24 protein-coding genes and 1 pseudogene are annotated in these 26,204 nt (G+C 61.4%); 11 read left to right on the top strand and 14 right to left on the bottom strand.

Features of this window, described 5'->3' with window-relative positions:
• Positions 1-74: 74 nt before the first annotated feature.
• Both D3879_RS11680 and D3879_RS11675 read right to left on the bottom strand, forming a co-directional pair.
• Complete coding sequence (locus D3879_RS11680) at positions 75-1,529, bottom strand: TrkH family potassium uptake protein (RefSeq protein WP_119954401.1); 1,455 nt, start codon at positions 1,527-1,529, stop codon at positions 75-77.
• A gap of 127 nt (positions 1,530-1,656) precedes the next feature.
• Entirely contained in the window at positions 1,657-3,111 is a 1,455-nt protein-coding gene (locus tag D3879_RS11675) for a TrkH family potassium uptake protein (RefSeq protein ID WP_119954400.1), read from the bottom strand.
• A gap of 249 nt (positions 3,112-3,360) precedes the next feature.
• On the opposite strand from D3879_RS11675, the gene D3879_RS11670 reads away from it, so the two are divergent.
• Positions 3,361-3,921 carry a nitroreductase family protein gene (locus tag D3879_RS11670; protein WP_119954399.1) on the top strand — a complete coding sequence of 187 codons (561 nt, stop codon included), beginning with the start codon at positions 3,361-3,363 and terminating at the stop codon, positions 3,919-3,921.
• Between the two features lie 111 nt (positions 3,922-4,032).
• On the opposite strand, the gene D3879_RS11665 is transcribed toward D3879_RS11670, so the two are convergent.
• The 6 genes from D3879_RS11665 to D3879_RS11640 form a co-directional block, all read right to left on the bottom strand.
• Positions 4,033-5,367, bottom strand: a complete 1,335-nt coding sequence (locus tag D3879_RS11665; RefSeq protein ID WP_119954398.1) for a sensor histidine kinase — start codon at positions 5,365-5,367, stop codon at positions 4,033-4,035.
• 84 nt (positions 5,368-5,451) lie between these two features.
• The gene (locus tag D3879_RS11660; RefSeq protein WP_119954397.1) at positions 5,452-5,862 is read right to left on the bottom strand and encodes a Spy/CpxP family protein refolding chaperone; all 411 of its coding nucleotides are present in this window, start codon (positions 5,860-5,862) and stop codon (positions 5,452-5,454) included.
• Between the two features lie 118 nt (positions 5,863-5,980).
• On the bottom strand, positions 5,981-6,658 hold the full coding sequence (locus tag D3879_RS11655) for a response regulator transcription factor (protein WP_119954953.1): 678 nt from the start codon (positions 6,656-6,658) through the stop codon (positions 5,981-5,983).
• Positions 6,659-6,666: 8 nt separating this feature from the next.
• A complete protein-coding gene (locus tag D3879_RS11650; RefSeq protein ID WP_119954396.1) occupies positions 6,667-7,086 on the bottom strand; it encodes an SH3 domain-containing protein in 420 nt (139 codons plus the stop codon).
• A 56-nt stretch (positions 7,087-7,142) separates the two neighbouring features.
• Positions 7,143-7,442, bottom strand: coding sequence for a YciI family protein (locus tag D3879_RS11645; protein WP_119954395.1), 300 nt, complete (start codon positions 7,440-7,442; stop codon positions 7,143-7,145).
• 1 nt (position 7,443) lies between these two features.
• Positions 7,444-8,046, bottom strand: a complete 603-nt coding sequence (locus D3879_RS11640) for a septation protein A (protein WP_218567824.1) — start codon at positions 8,044-8,046, stop codon at positions 7,444-7,446.
• 214 nt (positions 8,047-8,260) lie between these two features.
• Between D3879_RS11640 and D3879_RS11635 the strand changes: the two genes are divergently transcribed.
• From D3879_RS11635 to D3879_RS11625, 3 genes are read left to right on the top strand one after another with little or no spacing between them, the layout of a single operon-like run.
• Positions 8,261-9,124, top strand: coding sequence for a PHP domain-containing protein (locus D3879_RS11635; RefSeq protein WP_119954393.1), 864 nt, complete (start codon positions 8,261-8,263; stop codon positions 9,122-9,124).
• A gap of 13 nt (positions 9,125-9,137) precedes the next feature.
• Positions 9,138-9,767: an L-threonylcarbamoyladenylate synthase gene (locus D3879_RS11630; RefSeq protein ID WP_119954952.1), complete on the top strand. Its 630-nt coding sequence runs from the start codon at positions 9,138-9,140 to the stop codon at positions 9,765-9,767.
• 47 nt (positions 9,768-9,814) lie between these two features.
• Positions 9,815-11,029 carry a tryptophan--tRNA ligase gene (locus tag D3879_RS11625; RefSeq protein ID WP_119954392.1) on the top strand — a complete coding sequence of 405 codons (1,215 nt, stop codon included), beginning with the start codon at positions 9,815-9,817 and terminating at the stop codon, positions 11,027-11,029.
• A 99-nt stretch (positions 11,030-11,128) separates the two neighbouring features.
• Here the strand turns inward: D3879_RS11625 and D3879_RS11620 are convergent, their stop codons facing one another.
• Entirely contained in the window at positions 11,129-11,485 is a 357-nt protein-coding gene (locus D3879_RS11620) for a PA2779 family protein (protein WP_238474224.1), read from the bottom strand.
• A gap of 267 nt (positions 11,486-11,752) precedes the next feature.
• Between D3879_RS11620 and D3879_RS11615 the strand changes: the two genes are divergently transcribed.
• From D3879_RS11615 to rluB, 3 genes and pseudogenes are all read left to right on the top strand, one after another.
• The gene (locus tag D3879_RS11615; protein WP_177412432.1) at positions 11,753-12,451 is read left to right on the top strand and encodes a segregation and condensation protein A; all 699 of its coding nucleotides are present in this window, start codon (positions 11,753-11,755) and stop codon (positions 12,449-12,451) included.
• A gap of 11 nt (positions 12,452-12,462) precedes the next feature.
• Positions 12,463-13,236, top strand: a pseudogene (gene scpB, locus D3879_RS11610) (SMC-Scp complex subunit ScpB); the annotation flags it as partial.
• A 149-nt stretch (positions 13,237-13,385) separates the two neighbouring features.
• Positions 13,386-14,783, top strand: a complete 1,398-nt coding sequence (gene rluB, locus D3879_RS11605; protein WP_119954388.1) for a 23S rRNA pseudouridine(2605) synthase RluB — start codon at positions 13,386-13,388, stop codon at positions 14,781-14,783.
• Positions 14,784-14,872: 89 nt separating this feature from the next.
• Here rluB and D3879_RS11600 read toward each other — a convergent pair whose 3' ends face one another.
• The 5 genes from D3879_RS11600 to D3879_RS11580 form a co-directional block, all read right to left on the bottom strand.
• Positions 14,873-15,799 carry a GGDEF domain-containing protein gene (locus D3879_RS11600; RefSeq protein WP_119954387.1) on the bottom strand — a complete coding sequence of 309 codons (927 nt, stop codon included), beginning with the start codon at positions 15,797-15,799 and terminating at the stop codon, positions 14,873-14,875.
• Positions 15,800-16,124: 325 nt separating this feature from the next.
• Positions 16,125-16,865 carry a YciK family oxidoreductase gene (locus D3879_RS11595; protein WP_119954386.1) on the bottom strand — a complete coding sequence of 247 codons (741 nt, stop codon included), beginning with the start codon at positions 16,863-16,865 and terminating at the stop codon, positions 16,125-16,127.
• A gap of 128 nt (positions 16,866-16,993) precedes the next feature.
• A complete protein-coding gene (mupP, locus tag D3879_RS11590) occupies positions 16,994-17,665 on the bottom strand; it encodes an N-acetylmuramic acid 6-phosphate phosphatase MupP (RefSeq protein WP_119954385.1) in 672 nt (223 codons plus the stop codon).
• Complete coding sequence (gene ubiG / locus D3879_RS11585) at positions 17,665-18,363, bottom strand: bifunctional 2-polyprenyl-6-hydroxyphenol methylase/3-demethylubiquinol 3-O-methyltransferase UbiG (RefSeq protein ID WP_119954384.1); 699 nt, start codon at positions 18,361-18,363, stop codon at positions 17,665-17,667. The genes mupP and ubiG overlap by 1 nt, the downstream gene beginning before the upstream one ends.
• A 101-nt stretch (positions 18,364-18,464) precedes the next feature.
• Positions 18,465-19,796: a TRZ/ATZ family hydrolase gene (locus D3879_RS11580; protein ID WP_119954383.1), complete on the bottom strand. Its 1,332-nt coding sequence runs from the start codon at positions 19,794-19,796 to the stop codon at positions 18,465-18,467.
• Positions 19,797-19,903: 107 nt separating this feature from the next.
• Here D3879_RS11580 and mtnA point away from each other — a divergent pair, with 107 nt between their 5' ends.
• From mtnA to pheA, 4 genes are all read left to right on the top strand, one after another.
• Positions 19,904-20,980, top strand: coding sequence for an S-methyl-5-thioribose-1-phosphate isomerase (mtnA, locus tag D3879_RS11575; protein ID WP_119954382.1), 1,077 nt, complete (start codon positions 19,904-19,906; stop codon positions 20,978-20,980).
• Between the two features lie 246 nt (positions 20,981-21,226).
• Positions 21,227-23,905: a DNA gyrase subunit A gene (gene gyrA, locus D3879_RS11570; protein ID WP_119954381.1), complete on the top strand. Its 2,679-nt coding sequence runs from the start codon at positions 21,227-21,229 to the stop codon at positions 23,903-23,905.
• Positions 23,906-24,002: 97 nt separating this feature from the next.
• A complete protein-coding gene (gene serC / locus D3879_RS11565) occupies positions 24,003-25,088 on the top strand; it encodes a 3-phosphoserine/phosphohydroxythreonine transaminase (RefSeq protein ID WP_119954380.1) in 1,086 nt (361 codons plus the stop codon).
• Positions 25,088-26,182 carry a prephenate dehydratase gene (gene pheA, locus D3879_RS11560; protein ID WP_119954379.1) on the top strand — a complete coding sequence of 365 codons (1,095 nt, stop codon included), beginning with the start codon at positions 25,088-25,090 and terminating at the stop codon, positions 26,180-26,182. The genes serC and pheA overlap by 1 nt, the downstream gene beginning before the upstream one ends.
• Positions 26,183-26,204 lie beyond the last annotated feature (22 nt).

The following is a 26,204-nucleotide window of genomic DNA, read 5'->3' as shown; positions in this document are numbered from 1 at the left end:
TTCCCGCCTGCGGGCGGTATGGCGGTGCAGGGCCCTTTCGGCACTCTCGTTAATGCGAGGACCGGTAACCGGTGTCAGTGCCGCCAGAACGCTGGGACACACAACACCAGCACGGTGAGAATTTCCAGCCGTCCCAACAGCATGCCCAGCGCCAACAACCACTTGGCCGCATCCGGCAGCCCGGCGAAGTTGCCCGATGGGCCGATCACTTCACCTAAACCGGGGCCGACGCCGGCTACCGAGCTGGCCGCGCCGGTCAGCGCGGTCATCCAATCCAGACCGAGCAGCGACAGGCCGAGGGCGATCACACAGATGGTGATGGTGAAGAAGAACGAGAAGGTCAGAATCGAGCGGACCACGTCTTCGTCCAGACGATGGCCGTTGTATTTCTGTTTGATCACCGCGCGCGGGTGAATCAGCTGATGCAGGTTGGCCCGGAGCAGGATGTAAGCGACCTGAAAGCGGAAAATCTTGATCCCGCCGGCGGTCGAGCCCGAGCAGCCGCCGATGAAACCGAGGTAGAAAAAGATCATCAGCGAGAAATCGCCCCAGAGGCTGTAGTCACCCAGGGCGAAGCCGGTGGTGGTCATCACCGAGGTGACGTTGACCGCCACATGCCGTAGCGCGTCCAGCCAGTGCAGGTCGGTGGTCAGCCAGTACCAAGCGCCCATAACCAGCCAGGTGACCAGTAGCAGACCAAGAAAGCCGCGTACCTGCTCGTCCTTGAACAGCGTCCAACGGTTGCCGCGTAACGTTGCCACATACAATGCGAAGGGCAAGCTGCCGAGGATCATCACCACCACTGCGACCCAGTGCACCGCCGGTTGCGACCACTTGGCCAGCGATTGGTCGGAAGTGGAGAAGCCGCCGGTGGAGATGGCCGACATGGCGTGGTTGATTGCATCGAACGGGCCCATGCCGGCCAGCCAAAACGCCAGGGTGCCGAACAGGGTGATGCCAACATAGGTCAGCACGATGAACTTGGCGACCATGTGCGAGCGCGGCATGACCTTTTCCGAGCGGTCCGACGACTCGGTCTGGAACAGGCGCATGCCACCGATGCGCAGCAGCGGCAGGATCGCCACCGCCATGCCGATAAAACCGATACCGCCCAGCCAGTGCAGCAGCGAGCGCCAGATCAGGATGCCTGGCGACATGCTGTCCAGCCCGCTGAGTACCGTGGCTCCGGTGGCGGTGATGCCGGACATGCTCTCGAAGAACGAGTCGGTGTAACTGATGCGCTGGGTCAGCAAAAACGGTAAGGCGGCGAAAATGCACACCGCGACCCAGCTGCTGACGGTGAGCATGTACATGTCACGCGGACGCAACTGCACATGCTCCGGCTTACCGGGCAGCACCAGGATCAGGCCGGCGACAAAGGTGATCAGGCTCGACCAGAGGAACGTGTTGAGCTCGGCGGCGCGCTCGAAAATCAGCAGGGTCAGCATTGGGATGACCATGCTGATGGCCAGGGTAATCAGGAAAATACCGATGATGAAACCGATGATGCGCAGAGTCGGCGAGGCCATGCAGACAGGCTCAGAAGATGAAAGGGCGCAATTCTAGCGGCTTATAGCGCGATGAATCGGCCTTGTCTGCGGCTGCGCCAAGGCTTTGCTCGCAACGCCGTTGGCTCCGCAAGCGCGCTGTTGGGCCTCAGTGTTTCCAGAACGCGCGGGTGAACAGCACTAATACGGTGAGAATCTCCAGGCGTCCGAGCAACATGCCGAGCGTCAGCAGCCACTTGGCCGAATCCGGCAGGCTGGAGAAGTTGCCCACTGGGCCAATGATCGGGCCAAGGCCTGGGCCGACGTTGCACACGGCAGTGGCGGCGCCCGTTATCGCGGTGATCCAGTCCAGACCAATCAGCGCCAGACCGAGGGCGATCACGCCGATGGTGATGGTGAAGAAGAACGAGAAGGTAATCAGCGAGCGAACGATATCTTCATCGAGGTTGTGGTTGTTGTACTGCTGTTTGATCACCGCGCGCGGATGTACCAGCTGCTGCAGGTTGGCCCTGAGCAGCACATAGGCAACCTGAAAGCGGAAGATCTTCAGGCCACCGGCGGTGGAGCCGGAGCAGCCGCCGATGAAGGTCAGATAGAAGAACAGCAGCACCGAGAAGCTGCCCCACAGGGTGTAGTCGCCGAGCGCCACGCCGGTGGTGGTGACGACCGAGGTGACGTTCACCGCGACGATACGGAAGGCGTCCAGCCAGCTGTAGTCGGAGTTGAGCCACAGCCAGGTGCCGAACACCAGCCAGGTGAGGACCAGGAAACCGACGAAGCCGCGCACCTGGTGATCCTTGAACAGGGCTTGGCGATTACCGCGCAGGGTCGCAATGTAGAGGGTAAAGGGCAGGCTGCCGAGCATCATGAACAGCACTGCGACCCAGTGCACCGCCGGTTGTGACCAATGGGCCAGGGATGAGTCGGAGGTGGAGAAACCGCCAGTGGAGATCATCGACATCGAATGATTGATGGCCTCGAAACCGTTCATTCCGGCCAGCCAGAAGCACAAGGTGCCCAGCGCGGTAATGCCTACGTAGACCAGCAGAATGTACTTGGCGGCCATGTGCGAACGCGGCATGACTTTCTCGCCCCAGTCCGAGGATTCAGTCTGGAACAGGCGCATGCCGCCGACCCGCAGCAGCGGCAGAATCGCCACCGCCATGCCGATAAAACCGATGCCGCCCAGCCAATGCAGCATCGAGCGCCAGATCAGCAGGCCCGGCGAGGCACTGTCCAGCCCGGTGATCACGGTCGAGCCGGTGGTGGTAATGCCGGACATGGTTTCGAAAAAGGCGTCGGTGTAGCTGATGTTCTGAATGATCACCATCGGCAGCGCCGCGAAGCAGCACACCACGACCCAACTGGCGGTGGTGAGAAAATACATGTCGCGTGGCCGTAGCTGCGCATGCTCCGGACGTCCGGGGGCAAGTAGCGCGAGGCCGGCGAGTATGGTGATCAGGCTCGACCAGAGAAAGGCGTTGAGATCGTCGGTGCGCTCGAAGAGCAGCAACGTCAGCATCGGGATGACCATGCTGACGGCGAGGGTGATAAGGAAGATGCCGAGGATAAAACCAATGATGCGCAGGGTCGGCAGGGCCATGTGGTCGGGCTCAGAGAAGGCGTGGCGCCATTCTACGCGCGCCGCCGGGCCTGTAAATCAGCCTTTTGGGCACACTGGTTCGCGCTTTCTGCCTTCGGCTGTCCTTGGCTTGCGCAGCGTAGCCGATGCTTGAGTGTTACGACGTTTAGCGCAATCAACTGCAGCGTACTGCGCGAGGCTTTAGTTCGGGCGCGGGCGCAGTGGCTGGATCGGCTAGAATGCCGGCTGTCTTTCTTCTGGAGGTGGCCGATGGAGGCTCTCGACGCTCTGCTTAACCGTGTTTCCGCGCCGCGCTTGCGCGAACCAGCCCCTGATGCTGCGCAACGCGAGGTGTTGTTTCGCGCGGCTTTGCGGGCGCCGGATCATGGCCAACTGCGGCCCTGGCGTTTTCTCACGGTGGAGGGGGCTGCGCGCGAGCAACTCGGTGAACTGTTTGCCGCGGCGCTGACCGCGGACTCGGCGCCAGTCACGCAAGAGGCGTTGAGCAAGGCCCGGGCGATGCCGCTGCGCGCACCGCTACTGATCGTGGTGATCGCCCGTTTGCAAGATCACTTCAAAATCCCGCAGCAGGAGCAACTGCTGGCGGCTGGCTGTGCGGCGCACGGCATTCTGCTGGCCGCTCACGCTCAAGGGATTGGTGCGGTCTGGCGTACCGGCGAGTTGGCCTACAACGCCAGGGTGGCCCAGGGCCTGGGCTTGAGCGGGGCTGAGAAGATCATCGGCTTTCTTTATCTGGGGACGCCGGAACGTGAGTTGCGTACCCCGCAAGAACTGGCGGTCAGCGACTTCGTCAGCGCCTGGCCGGCTTGATTGGTAGGGTGGAATCCCCAGAGGGGCTTCCACCGTCTGCGGCGAACCCGCTGGCCACTAGCTGCCCGATTCGGTGGGTTACGCCGCTGCGCGGCTAATCCACCCTACCTGCTAGCTGGCTGCGCTCACCGTCAGCGGTAGTTCCAGCGCGGCCACGAAGCCACCGTCCGGATGGTTCGCCAGGCTCAGCCTACCGCCGTGCCGCTCGGCTGCGCGGCGGGCAATCGCCAAGCCCAAGCCATGCCCCGCCGCGCTTTGCTCCGGGGCGCGGAAGAATGGTTCGCCGAGTCGCGGCAAATGCTCGGTCATCACGCCGGTGCCATGATCGCGCACGCTGAGCAACAAGCGTTCAGTCTGACGCTGCGCCCGTAGCTCGATCGGCTGGCCGGGCGGATTGAAACGCAAGGCATTGCGCAGCAGATTGTCCAGTGCGCGCTCGAGCATGTCCGGCCAGCCTTGCAGGCTCAGCCCCGGTTCTATTTCGATGTGAATCTCCTGCTCTGGGGCGCTCAGTTGTGCCTCTTGCCGCCGACTCTCGAGCAGCGCCGGCAGGTCGATCGGCTGTGCGGCGCCAGGCTCGGCATCCAGGCGGGCGAGGGCGAGAATCTCACTGATCAAAGCTTCCAGGCGGTCGCATTCGCGGGACAGGCGTGGCCACAGTTGTCCGCGTTCGGTCGGGCCGGCGCGTTCGGCTAGGGCCAGGGCGATGCGCAAGCGCGCCAGCGGTGAGCGCAGTTCGTGGGAAACATCGCGCAATAGCTGGCGCTGGCTGCTGATCAGGCCTTGCAGGCGTGCGCCCATGCGGTTGAAGTCGCTGGCCAGTACGCCAAATTCATCGCGTCGGTTGGCTAGGCGCGCCAGGCTGTGCTGTTGATAGGTGGTCTGCCCGAGGTCATGCACGGCGCCGCGCAGGCGGCTCAGCGGACGGGTGATGGAGAGTGTCAGCAACAGGCTGAACAGGCTTAGCACCACCAGTGCGATGCCCAGCGCACTCAGCGGCCAGAGCAGGCTGCCGCGGTGCCAGGCATCCAGCTCCGGGTGGGGAATGCGGTAGATCAGCAGGTAGGTCTCGCCGCTCGTTGGGCTGGTGTATTCGCTGGTCAGGCGGCGCCAGGGCAAGCGCCGCTGGTCATTGTGCCGACGCGCCTCGAAGGCCGCCGCACGTGGTGGGAAGGTGCCCCTGACCAGTGCGTCGCCATTATCGTCGAGGACTTGGATGTCGATGTGGTAACTGCGCTTGCGCTGCTCCAGATAGTTCTGCGCGGCCTGTTCGCCTTCTGCCTCATAGATCTGCGTCCAGCGCTCTGCCAAACCCTGTAGGCCTGGGTGGCGGCTGAGAATCCAGGCGTCCTGATTCAGCGCGTGGCCAAGCAGCATGGACAACCCGGCGACCAGGGCGATGGCCAGCCAGAAGCTGGCGAAGATGCGCCAAAACAGTGAACGCACGGAAACTCCTTCAACGAACAAAGCCCATCCAGCAGCGGAGTGTTGGATGGGCGGGTAGCCTTCGGCTTTTACGCCGCGGCAAGCTTACTGGGCTTTTTGCTCTTTCTGGGCTTTCCAGGCCTCGAACTCAGCGCGTTCAGCGCGGCGCTCTTGCAGCTTCTTCTGTAGTTCGTCGAACTGTTTCTGTTGTTCAGGCTTGAGCAGGGCGCGGATCTCGCTCTGGGTCTTGTCTTGTTTGGCCTTGAGTTCGTCCTGCATGGCTTTCTGTTCAGCGGCGGGCAGCTTGTCCAGGTAGCGTTTGGTGATCTCGTGGCGGCTGTGCATTTGCTCGCCCATCAGCTTGCGGATGGCTTGGCGTTGCTCCTTGCTCAGATCCAGCTCTTTGAACAAGTGCGAGCCGTGCTCACCATCGTGGCGCGGGGCGCCTTCGGGCATGGCCATGGCGAACGTCGGCAGGGCTGCGGCGAACAGGACGGCGATGAGGGTCTTGCGCATGAGGTGTCTCCTTGTCTCGATTCCGGCCAGTTGCCGGATGTGCCCAGTCTAGGCAAGGCAAGGTCAAGGGCGGTCAGGCAAGGGTAAAGCTTAGGTAAAGGCTAGGGATCTGTCGGGCTTAGGCGCTGTAGTAGTAACCGCGGCTACGCAGCGCGAGGATGCGCGGTCGGCCATCGGGATGTGGGCCGATTTTTTTCCGCAGGTTGCTGACGTGCATGTCCAGGCTGCGGTCGTACAGGGTCAACTTACGACCGAGGGCCAGTTGCGCCAATTCTTGCTTATCCACCGGCTCGCCGGGTTGACGCAGCAGGGCTTCGAGCAGGCGGCTTTCGGAGATGGTGAGGATGACCTCATGGCCGCCGATATTGACCACGCCGCGAGCCGGACTGAAGCACAAGTCACCCAGTTCCAACTGGCTGGAGACGGCCACGGGCAGGCTACGGCGCAGTACGGCGCGTAGACGGGCCGTCAGTTCACGAGGATCGCAAGGTTTGGCCAGGTAGTCGTCGGCGCCGAGTTCCAGGCCGAGGATGCGATCCAACGGTTCGCCACGGGCCGAGAGCATCAGTACCGGCAGTTCGGGGTGGTCGCTGCGTAGCTGCTTGAGCAGCTCCAGGCCGCTGCCGTCGGGCAGCATGACATCCAGCACAACGGCAGCGGGCGCCTGTGCGGCCAGCGCCGCACGGGCGCTATGGCCGTCATGACAGGCACTGACCTGAAAGCCTTCCTGGCTCAGCCAACTGGCGAGCAGCTCACACAGTTCTCGGTCATCGTCGATCAGCAGTAAGGCGGGCATGGCGGCGTTTAGTTGATCCATTCGCGTCGGATTCTGCGGCGGCCACGCAGCATGGCGCCGCAGAGCATGGCGACGAGTGCCACCCCCGCGCCAATCGCAAACCACAGCTGTTGCTCGCTCAGCAGACGTGCCGGCTGTTCGGCTTGGGCTTCCTTGAGCTGCAGCTTGAGCCGCTGGTTGTCCTGGCGCAGCCGCGTCAGGTGGGCGTTCTCGCGTTCGCTGCTGGTGCTTTGCAATTGAGCGGCCAGTTCGGCGCGCTGCTGTTCACTTACAGCCAGGCGTTGTTCCAGAGCGTCAATTTGTGTTTCCGCCGCAGTGGCAGCGACCAACGGTTGATTGCTGTCGGGCGCAGTCGATATTTCTTCGGCATGCAGTTGGGCAGTCATCAGCAACACAGCGCACAGCAGAGACAGCGGACCTTGGCGCATCGGAACTCCTATTTCCTAGTTGTTATATGTGTTGCGGCCTGCGGCTTTAGTTGCGCTCAGGGGAGTACGAGCTTGAAGGGTTTCACCAGTACGCTGGCATAGACCCCGGCAGCCCGGTAGGGATCTGCGTCGGCCCAGTTCTGGGCGGCGCCGAGGGATTCAAATTCGGCGACGATCAGGCTGCCGGTGAAGCCGGCGGCGCCAGGATCATTGCTATCTACCGCCGGGTGCGGGCCGGCGAGCACCAGGCGGCCTTCATTCTTCAGTTGTTCTAGCCGAGCCAGGTGGGCGGGGCGGGCGGCTAGACGGTTTTCCAGCGAGTTGGCTACATCGGTGGCAATGATCGCGTAGAGCATGTCAGTCCTTGCTTTTAGTGGCAGACGGGTCGGGTTCGACATCATGGATATGGCGAGCGAGGAACAAGCCTTGGCCGATCAAGAACAGCAGGGTCATGCCTAGGCTGCCGAATACCTTGAAATCGACCCAGATGCTCTGGAAGGTGAACGCGACAAACAGGTTGGCAGCGCCACTGACGAGAAAGAACGCAATCCAGGCAATATTCAGACGGGTCCAGATAGGCTGGGGCAGGCTCATGGCATGACCCATGATGCGCTGGATCAGCGGCTGCTCACCGATAAAGTGGCTGCCGGCAAAACCCAAGGCGAACAGCCAGCTGACCACTGGTGCCTTCCATTTGAGGAAAGTCTCACTGTGGAAGGCCAGCGTCAGGCTACCGAATACCAAGCAGGCGATCAGGGTCAGCCACTGGCTTTTCTCCAGTTTGCGCTGCAACAGGAAAAAAATGCCGTAGACCACCACAGAACTGACGATCAACATCGCGGTGGCACTGAAAATACCGCCTAGCATGTAGGTATTGCCGGCCAGTTCAACCGCGCGTGGTTCGAGCTTGTAAACGATAAAGAACAGGATAAGCGGGATGAAGTCGATGAATTGTTTCACAGTGGCAGCCAGAAGCAGGATGTGCCGGCATAATAACAAACCAAACCAGTAGGGAAACTCCGAACGCGTCAGAGTTTCCCGCGGTACAGGATGTGCCGCCCGCAATCGCAGACGCTAGCCTGCAATTGTCGAGAGCCGAGTCCGGGCCTGTAGCGGGTTCGGCGTTTTCTGAAACAGTCGGGAAGACTTTTTCAGAACTGAGAGAACCACCCAGATGAACGTTGATCTGCATTGCCACAGCACGGCCTCCGACGGTGCCTTAGCGCCCGCCGTAGTGGTCGCGCGCGCCCATGAACGCGGTGTGCGCATGCTGGCATTGACCGATCACGACACCCTGGAGGGCCTCGACGAGGCTCGTGTTGCCGCCACTGCGCTGGATATGCAGCTGATCAATGGCGTGGAACTGTCCTGTACCTGGGGTGGTGCGACCATTCATGTGCTCGGCTACGGCTTTGCGGCCACTTCGCCGGCGCTGCTGCAGGCGATTGCTGAGTTGCGCGATGGCCGCTGGTTGCGCGCCGAAGAAATCGACAAGCGCCTGGAAGCCAAGGGTATGCCGGGCGCACTCGAAGGCGCGCGGGCTATCCAGCAAGAGTTAGGTGACAGTGGTAATGCGCCGGCGCGGCCGCACTTTGCCGAGTTCCTGGTGCGTGCGGGGCATGTGCGCGATCGCGCCGAGGCGTTTCGCAAGTGGTTGGGCTCCGGCAAATTGGGTGACGTCAAACAGCATTGGCCGACCCTCGAGCAGGCGGTCGGTACCCTGCGTGAGGCGGGCGCCTGGGTCAGTCTGGCGCACGCCTGGCAGTACGACTTCACCCGCAGCAAGAGGCGCAAACTGATCGCCGCCTTCATCCAGGCTGGCGGTCATGCGCTTGAGGTGGTCAATGGTATGCAGCCGGCGGAACAAGTCGGCAGCCTGGCCATTCTGGCGCGTGAATTTGGCTTACTGGCCAGTGTCGGCAGTGATTTCCATGCACCGGGAGACTGGTCTGAACTGGGCATGTACCGCCCATTGCCAGATGATCTTCCACCGCTCTGGTTGCGTTTCGACCATGTCCAGCAATCTGCTGCCCTCTGAACAGGGAGTTTCCGTGAGTCAATTCTTCCAGGTTCACCCGGAAAATCCCCAGGCGCGCCTGATTAAACAGGCGGTGGAAATCATCAAAGCCGGCGGGGTGATCATCTACCCAACGGATTCCTCCTATGCGCTGGGCTGTCATATCGGCGATAAGAGTGCGGTGGAGCGGATCCGCCGCCTGCGCCAGTTGGACGATAAGCACAACTTCACCCTGGTCTGCCGTGACCTGTCGCAGTTGGGGCTGTTCGCCAAGGTCGATACCGGCGCTTTCCGCTTGCTCAAAGGCCATACGCCGGGGCCCTACACCTTCATTCTGAGCGCCACCCGCGAAGTGCCGCGCATGCTGTTGCATCCCAAGCGCCGTACCATTGGCTTGCGGGTGCCAAGCCATCCGATTGCCCAGGCACTGCTGGAGGCGCTTGGTGGGCCGCTGATGAGTGTCAGCCTGATCCTGCCCGGCGAGGATGTACCGATGAGCGATCCGCACGAGATGCGTCAGGTGCTGGAGCATCAGGTCGACCTGATCCTGGATGGCGGTTTTGGCGGCCTGGAAGCTTCTACCGTGGTCAACCTGGTCGACGATGAACCAGAAATTGTCCGTGTTGGTTGTGGCGATCCGACGCCTTTTGTTGGCGGCGCATAGGTGCTGGCTATAATTGGCTTTCTGTTGGTTCGGTAAAGGAAATCTGTTTGAGCCTCGTTGATTCTCAGCGGCGCGTGCTATCGGGCATGTGCCCCAGCGGCCGTTTACACCTCGGTCACTACCATGGCGTGCTGAAGAACTGGGTCAAGTTGCAGCACGAGTACGAATGCTTTTTCTGCATCGTCGACTGGCATGCGCTGACCACTGATTACGATGAGGTCGGGCAGATATCCCAGCATGTCATGGAGATGGCGGTGGACTGGCTGGCCGCAGGCGTCAGCCCCAGTTCGGCGACCTTGTTCATCCAGTCACAAGTGCCGGAACACGCCGAGCTGCACTTGCTGCTGTCGATGATCTGCCCTCTCAGTTGGCTGGAGCGGGTACCCTCCTATAAAGAGCAACAGGATCAACTGCACCACAAAGACCTCAGCACCTATGGCTTTCTCGGCTACCCCTTGTTGCAGACGGCCGACATCCTGTTGTATCGCGCCGGTCTGGTGCCGGTTGGTGCTGACCAGTTGCCGCACATCGAGTTCGCCCGCGACGTCGCGCGGCGTTTCAATCATCTGTACGGCCGCGAACCGGGCTTCGAGGACAAGGCCGAGGCGGCGATCCTCAAGCTCGGCAAGAAAACCGCCAAACTCTACAACAGCCTGCGCAAAGCCTTTCAGGAGCAGGGCGATATCGAGGCGCTGGAGACCGCACGCGCGCTGCTCAAAGAGCTGCAGAGCGTGACCCTCGGGGATAAAGAGCGATTGTTCGGCTATCTGGAGGGCGGCGGTAAGGTCTTGCTGCCGGAACCGCAGGCGCTGCTCAGCGACACGCCGAAGATGACCGGGCTGGACGGCAGAAGGATGTCCAAGTCGAATAGCAATGCCATCTACCTGCGCGATACAACCGAGGAGGTGGAGGACAAGCTAAAACGCATGCCGACCGACCCCGCGCGGGTTCATCGCACCGATCCGGGTGATCCGGCGCGCTGCCCGGTGTGGCTGTTGCATGAGGTTTACTCCAGTAGCGAGACTCGGGAGTGGGTGCAGCAGGGCTGCAAAAGCGCCGGAATTGGCTGCCTAGACTGCAAGGCGCCGTTGATCGAGGCGGTTCAGGCTGAACTGAAGCCCTTGCAGGCGCGCGCCATCGATTACCAGGACAGTCCAGATCTCGTGCGCAGCATTCTCGCTGAGGGCGCTGAGCGGGCTCGTGATGAAGCGCGTGAAACCCTCACCGAGGTTCGTTTGGCCTTGGGTTTGAATTACCGATAACTCGGCGCCCCCGGCTTATTCAGTCGCAGGTGCCGGAATACGCCGAGTGGCACCTGTGGCTGTCGATGAGTTACCCCCTCGGCTAGGGTAACGCCGAGCTCAGACGGCTATGGCGATCAGAATGGCGATCAGCAAGATGATCATGATATCGGTGGTGCTGAGGGCGCCACCGGCAGGCAGAGCATCGATCCGTTGGGCAAGAAGGGTGACTTCCTGCACCGTCAAGGCATCGACACGGTCTTCGGCAAACGTCGCTTGGACGCCCAGAGCCTGCATTTTTTCCTGCACGCTAGCGCGGTTCAAAAATTCGCGGACTTTGTCGCGGTCGACCTCGGCCTGTTGTGCGGCTACGACTTCTTGCGTCGAGATCATCCCAGCTTGCGACGTAGACGATTGGACTAAAGCCAGGCATGCGAACATCAAAACAACACTGAAGACCATTGTTAATGTTTTCACGGCGCGCCTCCCAAGGGTTCTGTTAGAACCCATTGAAGTGAACGTTCCTAACTATTTAAGTTTGGCACAGCATGTGGACGTGGCAACTTTCTGGCCTTGGCCGAAATTGCGCGACTTATGCCCGATCCAGAGGAATATATGCAGGACAAATCGCCAGTAGATCCTTCAGACAGCCAAGCCGGCGCGCAGCAGGAGCTACCGTTCGCTCTGGTATATGGCAAGGCCGTCACCGAGTTGCCGCTGGATTTGTATATTCCGCCGGATGCGCTGGAGGTGTTCCTCGAAGCCTTCGAAGGCCCGCTTGACCTGCTGCTGTACCTGATTCGCAAACAGAACATAGACGTGCTGGATATCCCGGTGGCGGAAATTACCCGTCAGTACATGGGTTATGTCGAGTTGATGCAGTCCGTGCGCCTGGAGTTGGCCGCCGAGTACCTGGTGATGGCAGCGATGCTCGCCGAAATCAAGTCGCGCATGTTGTTACCGCGCTCCAGCGAGGCGGAGGAAGAGGAGGATGACCCGCGCGCCGAACTGATTCGTCGGCTGCAGGAGTACGAACGCTATAAGGCTGCAGCGGAAGGCATCGATCAATTGCCGCGGGTTGGTCGTGATCATACGGTTCCGTGCCTGGATGCACCGCAAGCGCGGGCGCGCAAGCTGTTACCCGACGTAAGCCTGGAAGAGCTGCTGCTGTCGATGGCCGAGGTGTTGCGCCGTGCCGATATGTTCGAGAGCCACCAGGTGACACGAGAGGCGCTGTCGACCCGCGAGCGGATGAGCGAGGTGCTGGAACGCCTCAAGGGCGGAGCGTTTGTGCCGTTCGTGGCCTTGTTCCGCGCCGAAGAGGGGCGCCTCGGCGTGGTGGTGACCTTTATGGCGGTGCTCGAATTGATCAAGGAATCCCTGGTCGAGCTGGTGCAAAATGAAGCCTTTGGGCCTATCCATGTGCGTGCGCGAGCAGAATAAAGAGTCGAAAGATGAACCTGACCGACCCCCGCGAGCTGGCCTCGCTACTCGAAGCTTTCCTCCTGGCTTCCGGCAAGCCGCAGTCGCTTGAACGCTTTTTTGAGCTGTTTGAAGAAGCTGAGCGGCCCGAGCCGGCCGTGTTTAAAAAGGCCTTGGTGCTACTGGGTAAGTCCTGTGAAGGACGGGCCTTCGAGCTGAAGGAAGTGGCTTCGGGTTACCGCCTGCAGGTGCGTGAGCAGTACGCGCCTTGGGTCGGCCGACTCTGGGAGGAGCGGCCGCAGCGCTATTCCCGCGCCATGCTGGAAACCCTGGCGCTGATCGCCTACCGCCAGCCGATTACGCGCGGCGAGATCGAGGATATTCGCGGCGTGGCGGTGAATAGCCATATCGTCAAGACCTTGCTCGAGCGTGAGTGGATTCGCGTCGTCGGTTATCGCGATGTGCCAGGTAAGCCGGCGATGTTCGCCACCACCAAGCTGTTTCTCGATCACTTCAACCTGAAGAACCTCGATGAGCTGCCGCCGCTGGCCGCGCTGCGCGAGTTGGAGCCGGAACCGGTGCTGGCCTTTGACGACGATCTGCCGGTGCCGGAGGGTTTGCAGGCCCGCGCCGACCTGGCCGATTTGGCTGAGGTGGTGGTGCCTCCGCGGGATGAAACCAGTTTCAGCAGCTTGTTGGCGGAGTTGGATTCGATGGAGCAGGGCCTGAAAACCGATTTCGATGACCTGGCCGATGCCGAAGCGGAGCACGGCGACAAGCACGAGGAAGCCTTGCCGGACGAGGAAGAGGCTACCCGCGACTGATCTTTCATCGGGTGGTGCCAGCTAAGGCGGGGAGATGCGCTAGGCTTGATAGGCTGCGCAGCGTATGATGCGCGCCCCTCGGCGAGTCCTCGCCGCAGGTGACCAGATTGTTACACCGGGAGGTGCCCAGAATGAGTGAGTCCGAAGAATACAGTCCCGCCGGGGAAAAACTGCAGAAAGTCCTGGCGCGCATGGGCCTTGGCTCGCGCCGCGACGTTGAAGCCTGGATCGGCGAAGGCCGGGTCAAGGTCAACGGCAACGCTGCCACCCTTGGTCAGCGTGTTGATCTGCATGATGCCATCGCCATCGATGGTCGCCTGCTCAAGCGCGAAGAGGCCGCGGAAGCAACGCGCCGCGTGCTGATCTACAACAAGCCTGACGGTGAAATCTGCACCCGCGACGATCCAGAAGGCCGCCCCACCGTATTCGATCGCCTGCCACGGCCGAAAGAGGGGCGCTGGATCAATATCGGCCGCCTCGACATCAACACCACCGGTCTGCTGATGTTCACCACCGACGGTGAGCTGGCCAACCGCTTGATGCACCCGTCGTACCAGATGGACCGCGAATACGCCGTGCGGGTGCGTGGCGAAGTCGATGAAGACATGCTCTTGCGCTTGAAGAACGGCGTGCTGTTGGAAGACGGCCCGGCGCGCTTTACCGATATCAAGGAAGCGCCCGGCGGTGAAGGCTTCAACCATTGGTACCACTGCGTGGTGATGGAAGGTCGTAACCGTGAAGTGCGGCGCCTGTGGGAATCTCAGGGCTTGGTGGTCAGTCGGTTGAAGCGCGTGCGTTTCGGGCCGGTGTTCCTGACTTCCGACTTGACCATGGGGCGCTGGCGCGAAATGAGCCAGGGTGAAGTGGACATCCTCAGTGCCGAAGTAGGCTTGGCGCCTATTGTTCAGCAGGGGATGAAGGCCAAGATCCGCGAGAAGCTCGACCGCATGCAGCGTAAATCGGCTAAGCCTGTGGGGCGTGGCGAGCGCCCGGCGAGAACCCTGCGTCCGGCCCACGGTGGCCCCGTAGCGAACAGCGAAGGTGGCGAGCGTCCGTCCCGTGCTCCGCGTCCCGAGGCAGGCGAGCGCCCAGTTCGGGCTCCGCGTGGCGAGGGTAATGAGCGTCCGCAGCGTAGTGGCGAGCGGCCGGTGCGCAGCCCGCGTCCTGAAGGCGGCGAGCGTCCGCAGCGTAGCGGCCCGCGCTCAGATTCGAGCGAGCGTCGTAACCCGCGCCCTGAGGGTGGTGAGCGTCCGCAGCGCAGTGGTCCGCGTTCTGAGTCCGCTGAGCGCGGTCCGCGTACGCCGCGGCCAGCCGCTGGGCGTGGTGAGCAGAACCGAGGCACACCAGTGGCCGAGCGCCCGAGCGATGTCAACAAAAAGCGTCCGAGCGCCGGTAAGTCGGGGCGGCCAGGCATTGAGCTGGCTGATCGGCCGGCGCGTAAACCCGCTGGTGCACCGGCCAAGCGCCGTGGCCCGCCGGCTGGCGAAGGTCAGCGACCGGGTTTCGGTCGCGGTCGTAAGCCGGAGTAATAATCCTGGCTAGTAAAAAAGGGGCTCATTGAGCCCCTTTTTTATTGTGTGCGGTTTGTCGCGCGCGGCGGTTTTTCAGCAAATCATGCTCAGCCGGCCATGGTCAGCCTATTACGGCCATCGCGTTTGGCGATGTAGAGCGCGCTGTCCGCGCGGCGCAGCAGGCTGTCTACCGATTCCCCGGGTAGTAGATTGGCGCAGCCAAGGCTGGCGGAGAGCTCAATAGCCTGCCCTTGGGCCAGGCATTGCAGCTCCTGCACCGCGTGGCGCAGACGCTCTCCGATCATGGCGGCCGCTTCCCGGCCGGTGTTGGAGAGCAGAATCAGAAACTCTTCGCCGCCGTAGCGAAAGATCATGTCGATGTTGCGTAACTGGGCTTTCAGGGTCGTCGCCAGTGCTCTGAGCACTTCGTCGCCGGCGCTATGGCCGTAGCTGTCATTGATCCGTTTGAAGTGATCGACATCCAGCATCAGTAGCGACAGTGGCTGCAGGTTGCGTCGGGCTAAGTCGACTTCGCGGTGCAGGGCCTGATCCATGGCGATTCGGTTGCCGGTGTCGGTCAGTGGGTCGCGCAGCGCGCACCGAACTGCCGCGCGATAGAGCAGCGCGTTACGCAATGGAAAGAGCAGGCTGGCCAGCAGTGATTCGAGTTGGCCGAGCTCCTCTTCAGTGAAGCGCTGGTTGCGGCGGAACACCAATTCGCCGAGGTACTCGCCTTCATGGCTCAAGCGGTAGCCAGCGGAGTGGTTGGCGCGTTCGCCAAGCTCAAGGCGCAGATCGCTGGCCGGTTGTTGGTAGGCCAGTGCGTCCAGTGGTACCAGGCGCTGAACTTCACGGAAAAACAGGCTGAGGATGCGTTCGACTTCCAGGCTGGTCTGCAGCTGTAGGTTCAGCTGTTGGCGCAGCTGGGCCAAGCTGACCGGGCGCAAAGAGTGCGTGCGGTTGCTGGAAAAACCCAAGCGCTGCAGCTTGGCAGCGTCGAAATCGATGGTGTTGGTCTTGCTGGGGGGAACCATGAAGAAACCTCTGGCGCGAAACGCGGCAACAGTGCTGTTAGAGCGAATTTCGTGCCATTGGGTTCATTTTTATTAAAATTGAATAAATTCAATATCTTGCAGTTGATGAGTGGTGGCTATCGGCCATCTTTTGCCGGTTGTTTGGCGAAAGGCGGCAATGTGATGTCGATCACATAAGTGAGTCGCCGGTTTTCCGGCGCTAGCTTGGCTGCTTGTGGGAGATGGTGGTGTTCGCCAGCGAGGATGACTGTTGGCAGGCTAAGCCCGGGTGGTTGTGGGCTTGGCCTGCCGATGATTTTGCCGAGAGGGGAGGCACAGAGTTGGGTTATTGCGCGTCGAAGGCTTGGCCGTTGACCCCTAGGCTGTCCGGCCCCATCAGGTAGAGGTAGATCGGCATGATCTCTTCAGGCAGCGGATTATTCGTCGGCTTCTCGCCAGGGTAGGCCTGGGCGCGCATGTCGGTGCGGGTGGCGCCCGGGTTGATGCTGTTGGCGCGCGCGGCGCTGGTGCCCTCGAGCTCGTCGGCGAGGGTCTGCATCAGGCCTTCGGTGGCGAACTTGGAGACGCCATACGCGCCCCAATAAGCGCGGCCCTTGCGACCGACACTGCTGGAGGTGAACACCACGGAGGCGTCTTGCGAGAGTTTCAGTAGTGGCAGCATGGTGCTGGTCAGCATAAACATGGCGTTCACGTTGACGTGCATGACGCGCATGAAGTTATCGCCGGAGAGTTGTTCGAGTGGGGTGCGTGGGCCAATGATCGAGGCATTGTGCAGCAGGCCATCCAGGCGCCCGAACTCGTTCTCGACCATCGCGGCCAGCTCGTCGTACTGATGCGGCAGGGCAGTTTCCAAGTTGAATGGAATGAGCGCCGGTCGCGGGTGGCCAGCTGCTTCGATCTCGTCATACACCTGGGTCAGATTTGCTTCGGTCTTGCCCAGCAGTAGTACGGTAGCGCCGTGGGCGGCGAAGGTCTTGGCGGCAGCGGCGCCAATGCCGCGACCGGCGCCGGTGACCAGGATCACGCGATCTTTCAGCAGGTCGGGGCGGGCAGAATATTGAAACATCGTAAAGGCTCTCTCATTCGTAGGGTGGATTAGCGCAGCGTAATCCACCAATGCCGCCACAGGCGGCATCTTGCGGTGCCGATGGTGGGTTACGCCGCTGCGCGGCTAATCCACCCTACGTCGGTCGTTCAGCAGTTGCCTAGCGCCCGGTCGAGTACGGCGCGCAGCTCCAGCGGGTGATCGACCACCACGTCGGCGCCCCAGTGCGTCGGGTTATCGTCCGGGTGGATATAGCCGTAAGTGACCGCGGCGGTCTTGGTGCCGGCCGCACGACCGGATTCGATATCGCGCAGGTCATCACCGACAAACAGCACGGTAGCCGGGTCCAGCCCGAGTTGTGTGCAGGCGAGGAGCAACGGCTCCGGGTCGGGCTTGCTGTTTTTCACATGATCCGGGCAGATCAGCACGGCTGAGCGTTCAGCCAGGCCGAGCTGTTGCATGATCGGCGCGGCATAGCGCACGGGTTTGTTGGTCACCACGCCCCAGATCAGCTTGGCCTGCTCGATGTCAGCCAGCAGTTCGAGGATGCCGCCGAAAGGCCGGGTCAGGACAGCGCAGTGATCCTGGTAGCGGTCGAGGAACTCCAGGCGCAGCGCCTCGAACTCGGCCGATTGCGGATCCGCGGCGAAGGCGGCGGCGACCATGGCGCGGGCGCCACCGGAGACCTGATCGCGGATCAGTTTCTCAGTCAGGGGTGCTAAGCCGTGGGCGACGCGCATGGCCTGGGTGATGGCAATGAAGTCCGGCGCGCTGTCGAGCAGGGTGCCGTCCATGTCGAAAAGAACCGCTCGCAGGCGCATCAGGCTTCCTTCAATGTCTGGATCATGTAGTTGACGTCCACATCGGCGGCCAGCTTGTAGTGCTTGGTCAGTGGATTGTAGGTCAGGCCGATGATGTCTTTGACCTCCAGTCCAGCCTCCCGGCTCCACGCGCCCAACTCCGACGGACGGATAAACTTCTTGAAGTCATGCGTGCCGCGCGGCAGCAGGCGCATCATATATTCCGCGCCGATGATGGCGAACAGATAGGCCTTGGGGTTGCGGTTGATGGTAGAGAAGAACACTTGGCCGCCCGGCTTGACCATGGCGAAACAGGCACGGATGACCGAGGCTGGGTCGGGCACGTGCTCGAGCATCTCCAGGCAGGTGATCACGTCGAACTGCTCGGGCATTTCCTCGGCCAGGGCTTCGGCGGTGATCTGCCGGTATTCCACCGAGACGCCTGACTCGAGCTGATGCAGTTGGGCCACGGCCAGCGGAGCTTCACCCATGTCGATGCCGGTGACGGTTGCGCCGCGCTGGGCCATCGCCTCGCTCAAAATGCCGCCGCCGCAACCGATGTCCAGCACCTTCTTGCCGGCCAGGTTGGCGCGCTCGTCGATCCAGTTGAGCCGCAGCGGGTTGATGTCGTGCAGCGGCTTGAACTCGCTCTCACGATCCCACCAGCGGTGGGCCAGGGCTGAGAATTTGGCGATTTCGGCGTGGTCGACGTTGCTCATGGTGTTTCCCTCAAATCACATTCGGCTCGTAGGGTGGATAGTGCTGTATCCATCCACCATTGCGCCGGGCGGTGGAAAAGTCGCGCTGCGATATCTCCACTCTACAACCGGCTTCCAGCGATCTTTTTTCCCCACCCTTGCGCTCTGGCGATCAGTCTTTCTTCGTCCAGGCGCGTCAGTCGACGGTCATCGAGCAGTTGCTTGCCGCCAACCCAGACGTGTCTCACGCAGTCCCGATTGCTGGCATAAATCAATTGCGACACCGGGTCATAAATCGGTTGCTGGGCTAGGCCGGACAGGTCGAAGGCCACCACATCGGCGGATTTGCCGACTTCCAGTGAGCCGATTTGGTCGTCCAGGCCGAGGGCGCGGGCGCCGTTCAGCGTGGCCAGGCGCAACGCGCGGTGCACACCCAGGGCCAGGGCCGAACCGGCAACGGCCTTGGCTAGCAGCGCGGCGGTGCGGGTTTCACCGAGCAGATCCAGATCATTATTGCTGGCGGCGCCGTCGGTGCCGATCGCCACATTCACCCCGGCTTGCCACAAGCGCTCCACTGGGCAGAAGCCGCTGGCCAGCTTGAGGTTGGACTCCGGGCAATGGATGACGTTGCTATTGCTTTCGACCAGCAACAGCAGGTCGTCATCGCTGACTTGGGTCATATGCACGGCCTGAAAGCGTGGGCCGAGCAGGCCCAGGCGCGCGAGGCGGGCGAGCGGGCGTTCGCCGCGCTGTTCCAAGCTCTGTTGCACCTCGAAAGCGGTCTCGTGCACGTGCATATGAATGCCGGCGTCCAGCTCCTCGGCCAGCATGCGGATGTTTTCCAGCTTGTCGTCGCTCACCGTGTAAGGGGCGTGGGGGCCGAAGGCGACCTTGATCCGCGGGTGCACTCTAAGATCGTCGAACAATGCCAGACCCTTGCGCAGTGCCTCGTCGGCATCGCGGGCGCCAGGAATCGGGAAATCCAGTACCGGAATGGTGATCTGCGCACGGATGCCGCTCTTGTGCACCAGTTCGCTGGCCACTTCCGGGAAGAAGTACATGTCGGAGAAGCAGGTGATGCCGCCTTTCAGTTGTTCGGCGATGGCCAGCTCGGTGCCGTCGCGGATGAACGCCTCATCGACCCATTTGGCTTCCGCCGGCCAGATGTGCTGTTCCAGCCAGTTCATCAGCGGCAGATCATCGGCCAGGCCGCGGAAAAGCGTCATCGCGGCGTGGCCGTGGGCGTTGATCAGGCCCGGGGTAAGCAGCATGCCTGGCAGTTCGCGCACTTCGCGAGCGGGCTTTAGGAGTGCTTCGGCGCGGGGCGCGATCAGGGCGATACGGCCATCACGGATACCCAGGCCATGCTCTTGCAACACCACGCCGGCGGGCTCGACAGGCACCAGCCAGGTTGGCAGGAGCAGCAAGTCGAGCGGGGCAACGTGGTCGGGCATGATCGGCTTCCAAGGGCGTATCCTGAGGTCGCCGAAGTATACCCGAGCGCCTTGGCAGGGGGCTCGCTATAATCCGCGGCTTTTCGTTTCTGAGTGCGAGGTTGGTCATGCGCGAGCAATTGTTGGCGGCGGAGAAGGTTAAAGCCATCGATTGGCGGGATGGCGCGCTGTATCTGCTCGATCAGCGGCTGCTGCCGTTCGAGGAAACCTGGTTGCGCTATGACTCCGCGGTCGCGGTGGCCGAGGCGATTCGAACGATGGTGGTGCGCGGCGCACCGGCCATTGGCATCACGGCAGCCTATGGACTGGTGTTGGGTGCGCAGGAGCGATTGGCCGCAGGCGGCGACTGGAAGGCTGCGCTGGAGGAGGATTTCCGTGTGCTGGCCGACTCGCGGCCGACGGCGGTTAACTTGTTCTGGGCGCTAAACCGTATGCGTGAGCGCTTGGCGCGTCTGAAAGAGGCGGAGAACCCGCTCGTGGCGCTGGAGGCAGAGGCGGTGGCTATCCATCTGAGCGATCGCGAAGCCAACCTGACCATGGCGCAGCTCGGCGTCGAACTGATTCGCAAACACCAAGGCAACCTGCAGACCGTACTGACCCACTGCAATACCGGTGCACTGGCGACTGGCGGTTTCGGTACGGCGTTGGGGGTGATTCGGGCGGCTTATCTGGATGGGTTGGTCGAGCGGGTCTACGCCGATGAAACCCGGCCCTGGCTGCAAGGTTCGCGGCTGACGGCCTGGGAGCTGGCAAATGAGGGTATTCCGGTCAGCCTGAATGCCGACTCGGCGGCGGCGCATCTGATGAAAACCAAGGGCATCACCTGGGTGATCGTTGGTGCCGATCGTATTACGGCTAATGGCGATGTGGCCAATAAGATCGGCACTTACCAGTTGGCAGTCAACGCCATGCACCATGGTGTGCGTTTCATGGTGGTGGCGCCGAGCTCAACTATTGATATGACTCTGGAAAGTGGCGACGACATCCCGATCGAAGAGCGCGACGGTCGTGAGCTGTTGGAGTTGGCGGGGCGGAGAATGGCGGCGGATGTGGATGCGGTCAATCCGGTGTTCGATGTCACGCCGGCCGATCTGATTGATTTCATCGTTACCGAAAAGGGCATCGTCGAGCGTCCGGATACGGCCAAAATGGCGCAATTGATGTGTCGCAAACGCCTGCATTGATAATGGCATCTATATGGCGCGGCAGCCCGTTTGTCTGCTGGCTGGGGATAGGTGCAGGGCGCTGATTGTGGTACTCTCCGTCAGTTTTCAAGGGGGTCGACAAGGGTTGCCTTCGCTGCGCAGATCCATGTCATAACTCGTTGATTTGTCGTGAGTCGTTGCCGGGCCTAAGCCCGCAACGGCGAGCTTCGCCCCGTTCAGGATGGATGTGGCGGAGTTTCACCAGAAAAAGGAACCAGGCTTCTCATGGGCGAACTGGCCAAAGAAATTCTACCGGTCAATATCGAAGACGAACTGAAGCAGTCCTACCTCGACTACGCGATGAGCGTAATCGTCGGACGTGCCTTGCCGGATGCGCGCGATGGTCTCAAGCCCGTGCATCGTCGAGTGCTGTTCGCGATGAGCGAGCTGGGTAACGACTGGAATAAGGCGTACAAGAAATCCGCCCGTGTGGTCGGTGACGTGATCGGTAAGTATCACCCACACGGTGATACGGCGGTGTACGACACCATCGTACGTATGGCGCAGCCGTTCTCGCTGCGTTATCTGCTGGTCGATGGTCAGGGTAACTTCGGTTCGGTGGACGGCGATAACGCCGCCGCCATGCGATACACCGAAGTGCGCATGACCAAGCTGGCCCATGAGCTGCTGGCGGATCTGGACAAAGAAACTGTCGACTGGGTGCCTAACTATGACGGCACCGAGATTATCCCGGCGGTCATGCCGACCAAGATTCCCAACCTGCTGGTCAACGGTTCCAGCGGTATCGCCGTGGGCATGGCGACCAATATTCCACCGCACAACCTCGGCGAAGTCATCGACGGTTGCCTGGCGCTGATCGACAACCCGGAGCTGACGATCGACGATCTGATGCAGTACATCCCGGGCCCAGACTTCCCGACTGGCGCCATCATCAATGGTCGCGCCGGTATCATCGAGGCGTATCGGACCGGTCGTGGGCGGATTCAGATCCGTGCCCGTGCCGAGATCGAAGACATCGACAAGGTCGGTGGGCGCCAGCAGATCGTCATCACCGAGCTGCCGTATCAACTGAACAAGGCGCGGCTGATCGAGAAGATCGCCGAGCTGGTGAAAGAGAAGAAGCTCGAGGGCATCACCGAGCTGCGTGACGAGTCCGACAAGGACGGTATGCGCGTAGTGATCGAGCTGCGTCGCGGCGAAGTGCCGGAGGTGATCCTCAACAACCTCTATGCCCAAACCCAGCTGCAGAGCGTGTTCGGCATCAACGTGGTGGCCCTGATCGACGGCCAGCCGAAGATCCTCAACCTCAAGGATCTGCTCGAAGCCTTTATCCTTCACCGCCGTGAAGTGGTAACCCGTCGTACCGTTTATCTGTTGCGCAAGGCCCGTGAGCGTGGGCACATCCTTGAAGGGCAGGCGGTCGCGCTGTCCAACATCGATCCGGTGATCGCGCTGATCAAAGCCTCGCCGACCCCTGCCGAAGCCAAAGAGGCTTTGGTCTCTACGCCTTGGGAATCCACGGCGGTGCAGTCCATGGTCGAGCGTGCCGGCGCCGATTCCTGCCGTCCGGATGATCTCGATCCGCAATACGGTCTGCGCGACGGCAAATACTTCCTCTCGCCAGAACAGGCGCAAGCCATTCTCGAGCTGCGTCTGCACCGTCTGACCGGTCTGGAGCACGAGAAGCTGCTGGCTGAGTATCAGGAAATCCTGACCCAGATCGGCGAGCTGATCCGCATCCTCACCAGTGCCACGCGTCTGATGGAAGTCATTCGTGAAGAGCTGGAAGGCGTCAAGGCTGAGTTCGGCGATGCCCGTCGCACCGAGATTCTCGATGCCCGCCTCGATCTGACCCTGGGTGACCTGATCACCGAGGAAGATCGCGTGGTGACCATCTCCCACGGTGGTTATGCCAAATCCCAGCCGCTGACGGCCTATCAGGCGCAGCGTCGGGGCGGTAAAGGCAAGTCCGCAACTGGGGTGAAGGACGAGGACTACATCGAGCACCTGTTGGTCGCTAACAGCCATACCACGCTGCTGCTGTTCTCCAGCAAGGGCAAGGTGTATTGGCTGAAGACGTACGAAATTCCAGAAGCCTCGCGGGCTGCGCGGGGTCGGCCGCTGGTCAACCTGCTGCCGCTGAGTGAGGGCGAGAGCATCACCACGATGTTGCCGGTGGAAGAGTACACGGAAGGCCACTTCATCTTTATGGCCACCGCTGGTGGTACCGTGAAGAAGACCCCGTTGGAGCAGTTCAGCCGCCAGCGCAGCGTCGGTCTGATCGCGCTGGAACTGGACGAAGACGACATCCTGATCTCCGCCGCCATCACCGATGGCTCACGTGAAGTCATGCTGTTCTCTGATGGTGGCAAGGTCACTCGCTTCAAGGAAACCGACGTGCGTGCCATGGGTCGTACCGCTCGTGGTGTGCGTGGCATGCGTCTGCCGGAAGGGCAGAAGCTGATTTCCATGCTGATTCCGGAGGAGGGCAGTCAAATTTTGACCGCATCTGCTCGTGGCTACGGCAAGCGCACCGCTATCGCCGAATTCCCCGAGTACAAGCGTGGCGGTCAGGGCGTGATCGCCATGGTCAGCAACGAGCGTAACGGCAAGCTGGTTGGCGCAGTGCAAGTGCTGGACGGCGAGGAAATCATGCTGATTTCCGATCAGGGCACCCTGGTGCGTACTCGGGTCGACGAAGTGTCCAGCCTGTCGCGTAACACTCAGGGCGTAACCCTGATCAAGCTGGCCAGCGACGAGACGCTGGTGGGTCTCGAGCGCGTGCAGGAGCCATCGGCTCTTGACGAGGAGGCGGGCGAGGGCGAAGAGCTGGAAGGTGAGGCGTCTGACGAAGCTGAACTGGGTGGCGAAGAAGCTGTTGATGTCATCGCTGAGGCGGCTGAAGGCGCTGTGGACGACGTTCCGCAGGACGCAGAAGAGTAAGAACTGTAGGGTGGATAGGTCGCGTAGCGATTTATCCGCCCCAGGCCATATCGGCGGGTAACGCTGCGCGTTATTCGCCCTACAAGTGAGAGTGGATGTGAGCAAGCGAGCCTATAACTTCTGCGCCGGCCCGGCGGCGCTGCCTGAAGCTGTACTGCAACGCGCCCAGGCGGAACTCCTCGATTGGCAGGGTAAAGGTCTGTCGGTGATGGAGATGAGTCATCGCAGCGACGAGTACGTTGCGATTGCCGAAAAAGCCGAGCAGGACCTGCGTGACCTGCTCGCCATCCCCTCGAACTATAAAGTGCTGTTCCTGCAGGGCGGTGCCAGCCAGCAGTTCGCCGAGATTCCGTTGAACCTGCTGCCGGAAGAGGGCGTTGCGGACTATATCGACACCGGCATCTGGTCGAAGAAAAGCCTCGAAGAGGCGCGCCGCTTTGGCAACGTCAACGTGGCTGCCAGCGCTAAGGCTTACGACTACTTTGCCATTCCCGGGCAGAACGAGTGGCAGCTGAGTAAAGATGCCGCCTATCTGCATTACGCCTCCAACGAAACTATCGGTGGTCTGGAATTCGACTGGATTCCCGAGGTCGGTGATGTGCCGCTGGTGGTGGATATGTCCTCGGACATCCTCTCGCGTCCCATCGATGTGTCGAAATTCGGCCTGATCTATGCGGGTGCGCAGAAGAACATCGGCCCGTCCGGCCTGGTGGTGGTCATCGTTCGCGAAGACCTGCTGGGGCGTGCCCGTTCCAGCTGCCCGACCATGCTCAACTACAAGGTCGCTGCGGATAACGGCTCCATGTACAACACTCCGGCGACCTTCTCCTGGTATCTCTCGGGCCTGGTGTTCGAGTGGCTGAAGGAGCAGGGCGGGGTCGAGGCGATGGAGCAGCGCAACCGCGCCAAGAAAGACCTGCTTTACGGCGTCATCGATACCAGTGAGCTGTACAGCAACCCGATCGCGAAAAACGCCCGTTCCTGGATGAACGTGCCGTTCCGCCTGGCTGACGAGCGGCTGGACAAGCCATTTCTCGCTGGCGCCGATGCCCGTGGCCTGCTCAACCTGAAAGGTCACCGTTCGGTGGGCGGCATGCGTGCCTCTATTTATAACGCCGTCGGTCTCGATGCGGTGGAGGCTTTGGTGGCCTACATGGCGGAGTTCGAGAAGGAGCACGGCTGATGTCCGAGCAAGAGCTGAAAGCCCTGCGGGTGCGCATTGACAGTCTCGATGAGAAGATTCTCGACCTGATCAGTGATCGCGCCAGCTGCGCCCAGGAAGTGGCGCGGGTGAAGATGCTGGCGTTGCCGGAAGGCGAGAAGCCGGTGTTCTATCGTCCCGAGCGTGAAGCCTGGGTGCTCAAGCACATCATGGATCGCAACAAGGGGCCGCTGGACAATGAGGAGGTGGCGCGCCTGTTCCGCGAAATCATGTCCTCCTGCCTGGCATTGGAGCAGCCGCTCAAGGTTGCCTACCTCGGGCCTGAAGGCACCTTTACCCAGGCGGCCGCACTGAAGCATTTCGGCCACGCGGTGATCAGTGTGCCAATGGCGGCGATCGACGAAGTGTTCCGTGAAGTGGCCGCGGGTGCGGTCAATTTTGGCGTGGTGCCAGTGGAGAACTCCACCGAGGGTGCGGTCAACAACACGTTGGACAGCTTCCTCGAGCATGACATGGTGATTTGTGGCGAAGTCGAGCTGCGTATTCACCATCACCTGCTGGTTGGCGATACCACCAAGACCGACCGCATTACCCGCATCTATTCCCATGCCCAGTCCCTGGCGCAGTGCCGCAAGTGGCTGGACGCGCATTACCCGAATGTCGAGCGCGTGGCGGTTTCCAGCAATGCCGATGCGGCCAAACGGGTGAAGAGCGAGTGGAACTCGGCGGCGATTGCCGGCGATATGGCGGCGAGCCTGTATGGCCTGAGCAAGCTGGCCGAGAAGATCGAAGACCGTCCGGATAACTCCACGCGCTTTTTGATCATCGGTAGCCAGGAAGTGCCGCCTACCGGTGACGACAAGACCTCGATCATTGCGTCCATGCGCAACAAACCGGGTGCACTGCATGAGCTGCTGGTGCCGTTCCATGCCAACGGCATCGATCTGACTCGGATCGAGACTCGCCCGTCGCGCAGCGGCAAGTGGACCTATGTGTTCTTCATCGACTTTGCCGGCCATCACCGCGATCCGCTGATCAAGGATGTGCTGGAGAAGATCAGCCAGGAAGCTGTCGCGCTGAAGGTGCTGGGCTCTTACCCGAAAGCCGTTCTCTGACCCCAAAGCGATTCTCTGAGGA

Origin of the sequence: Pseudomonas cavernicola, assembly GCF_003596405.1 — a bacterium.
GTDB classification, from domain to species: domain Bacteria; phylum Pseudomonadota; class Gammaproteobacteria; order Pseudomonadales; family Pseudomonadaceae; genus Aquipseudomonas; species Aquipseudomonas cavernicola.
The sequence above is the reverse complement of the archived record's forward strand: the minus strand, read 5'-3'. Positions and strand labels throughout refer to the sequence as shown.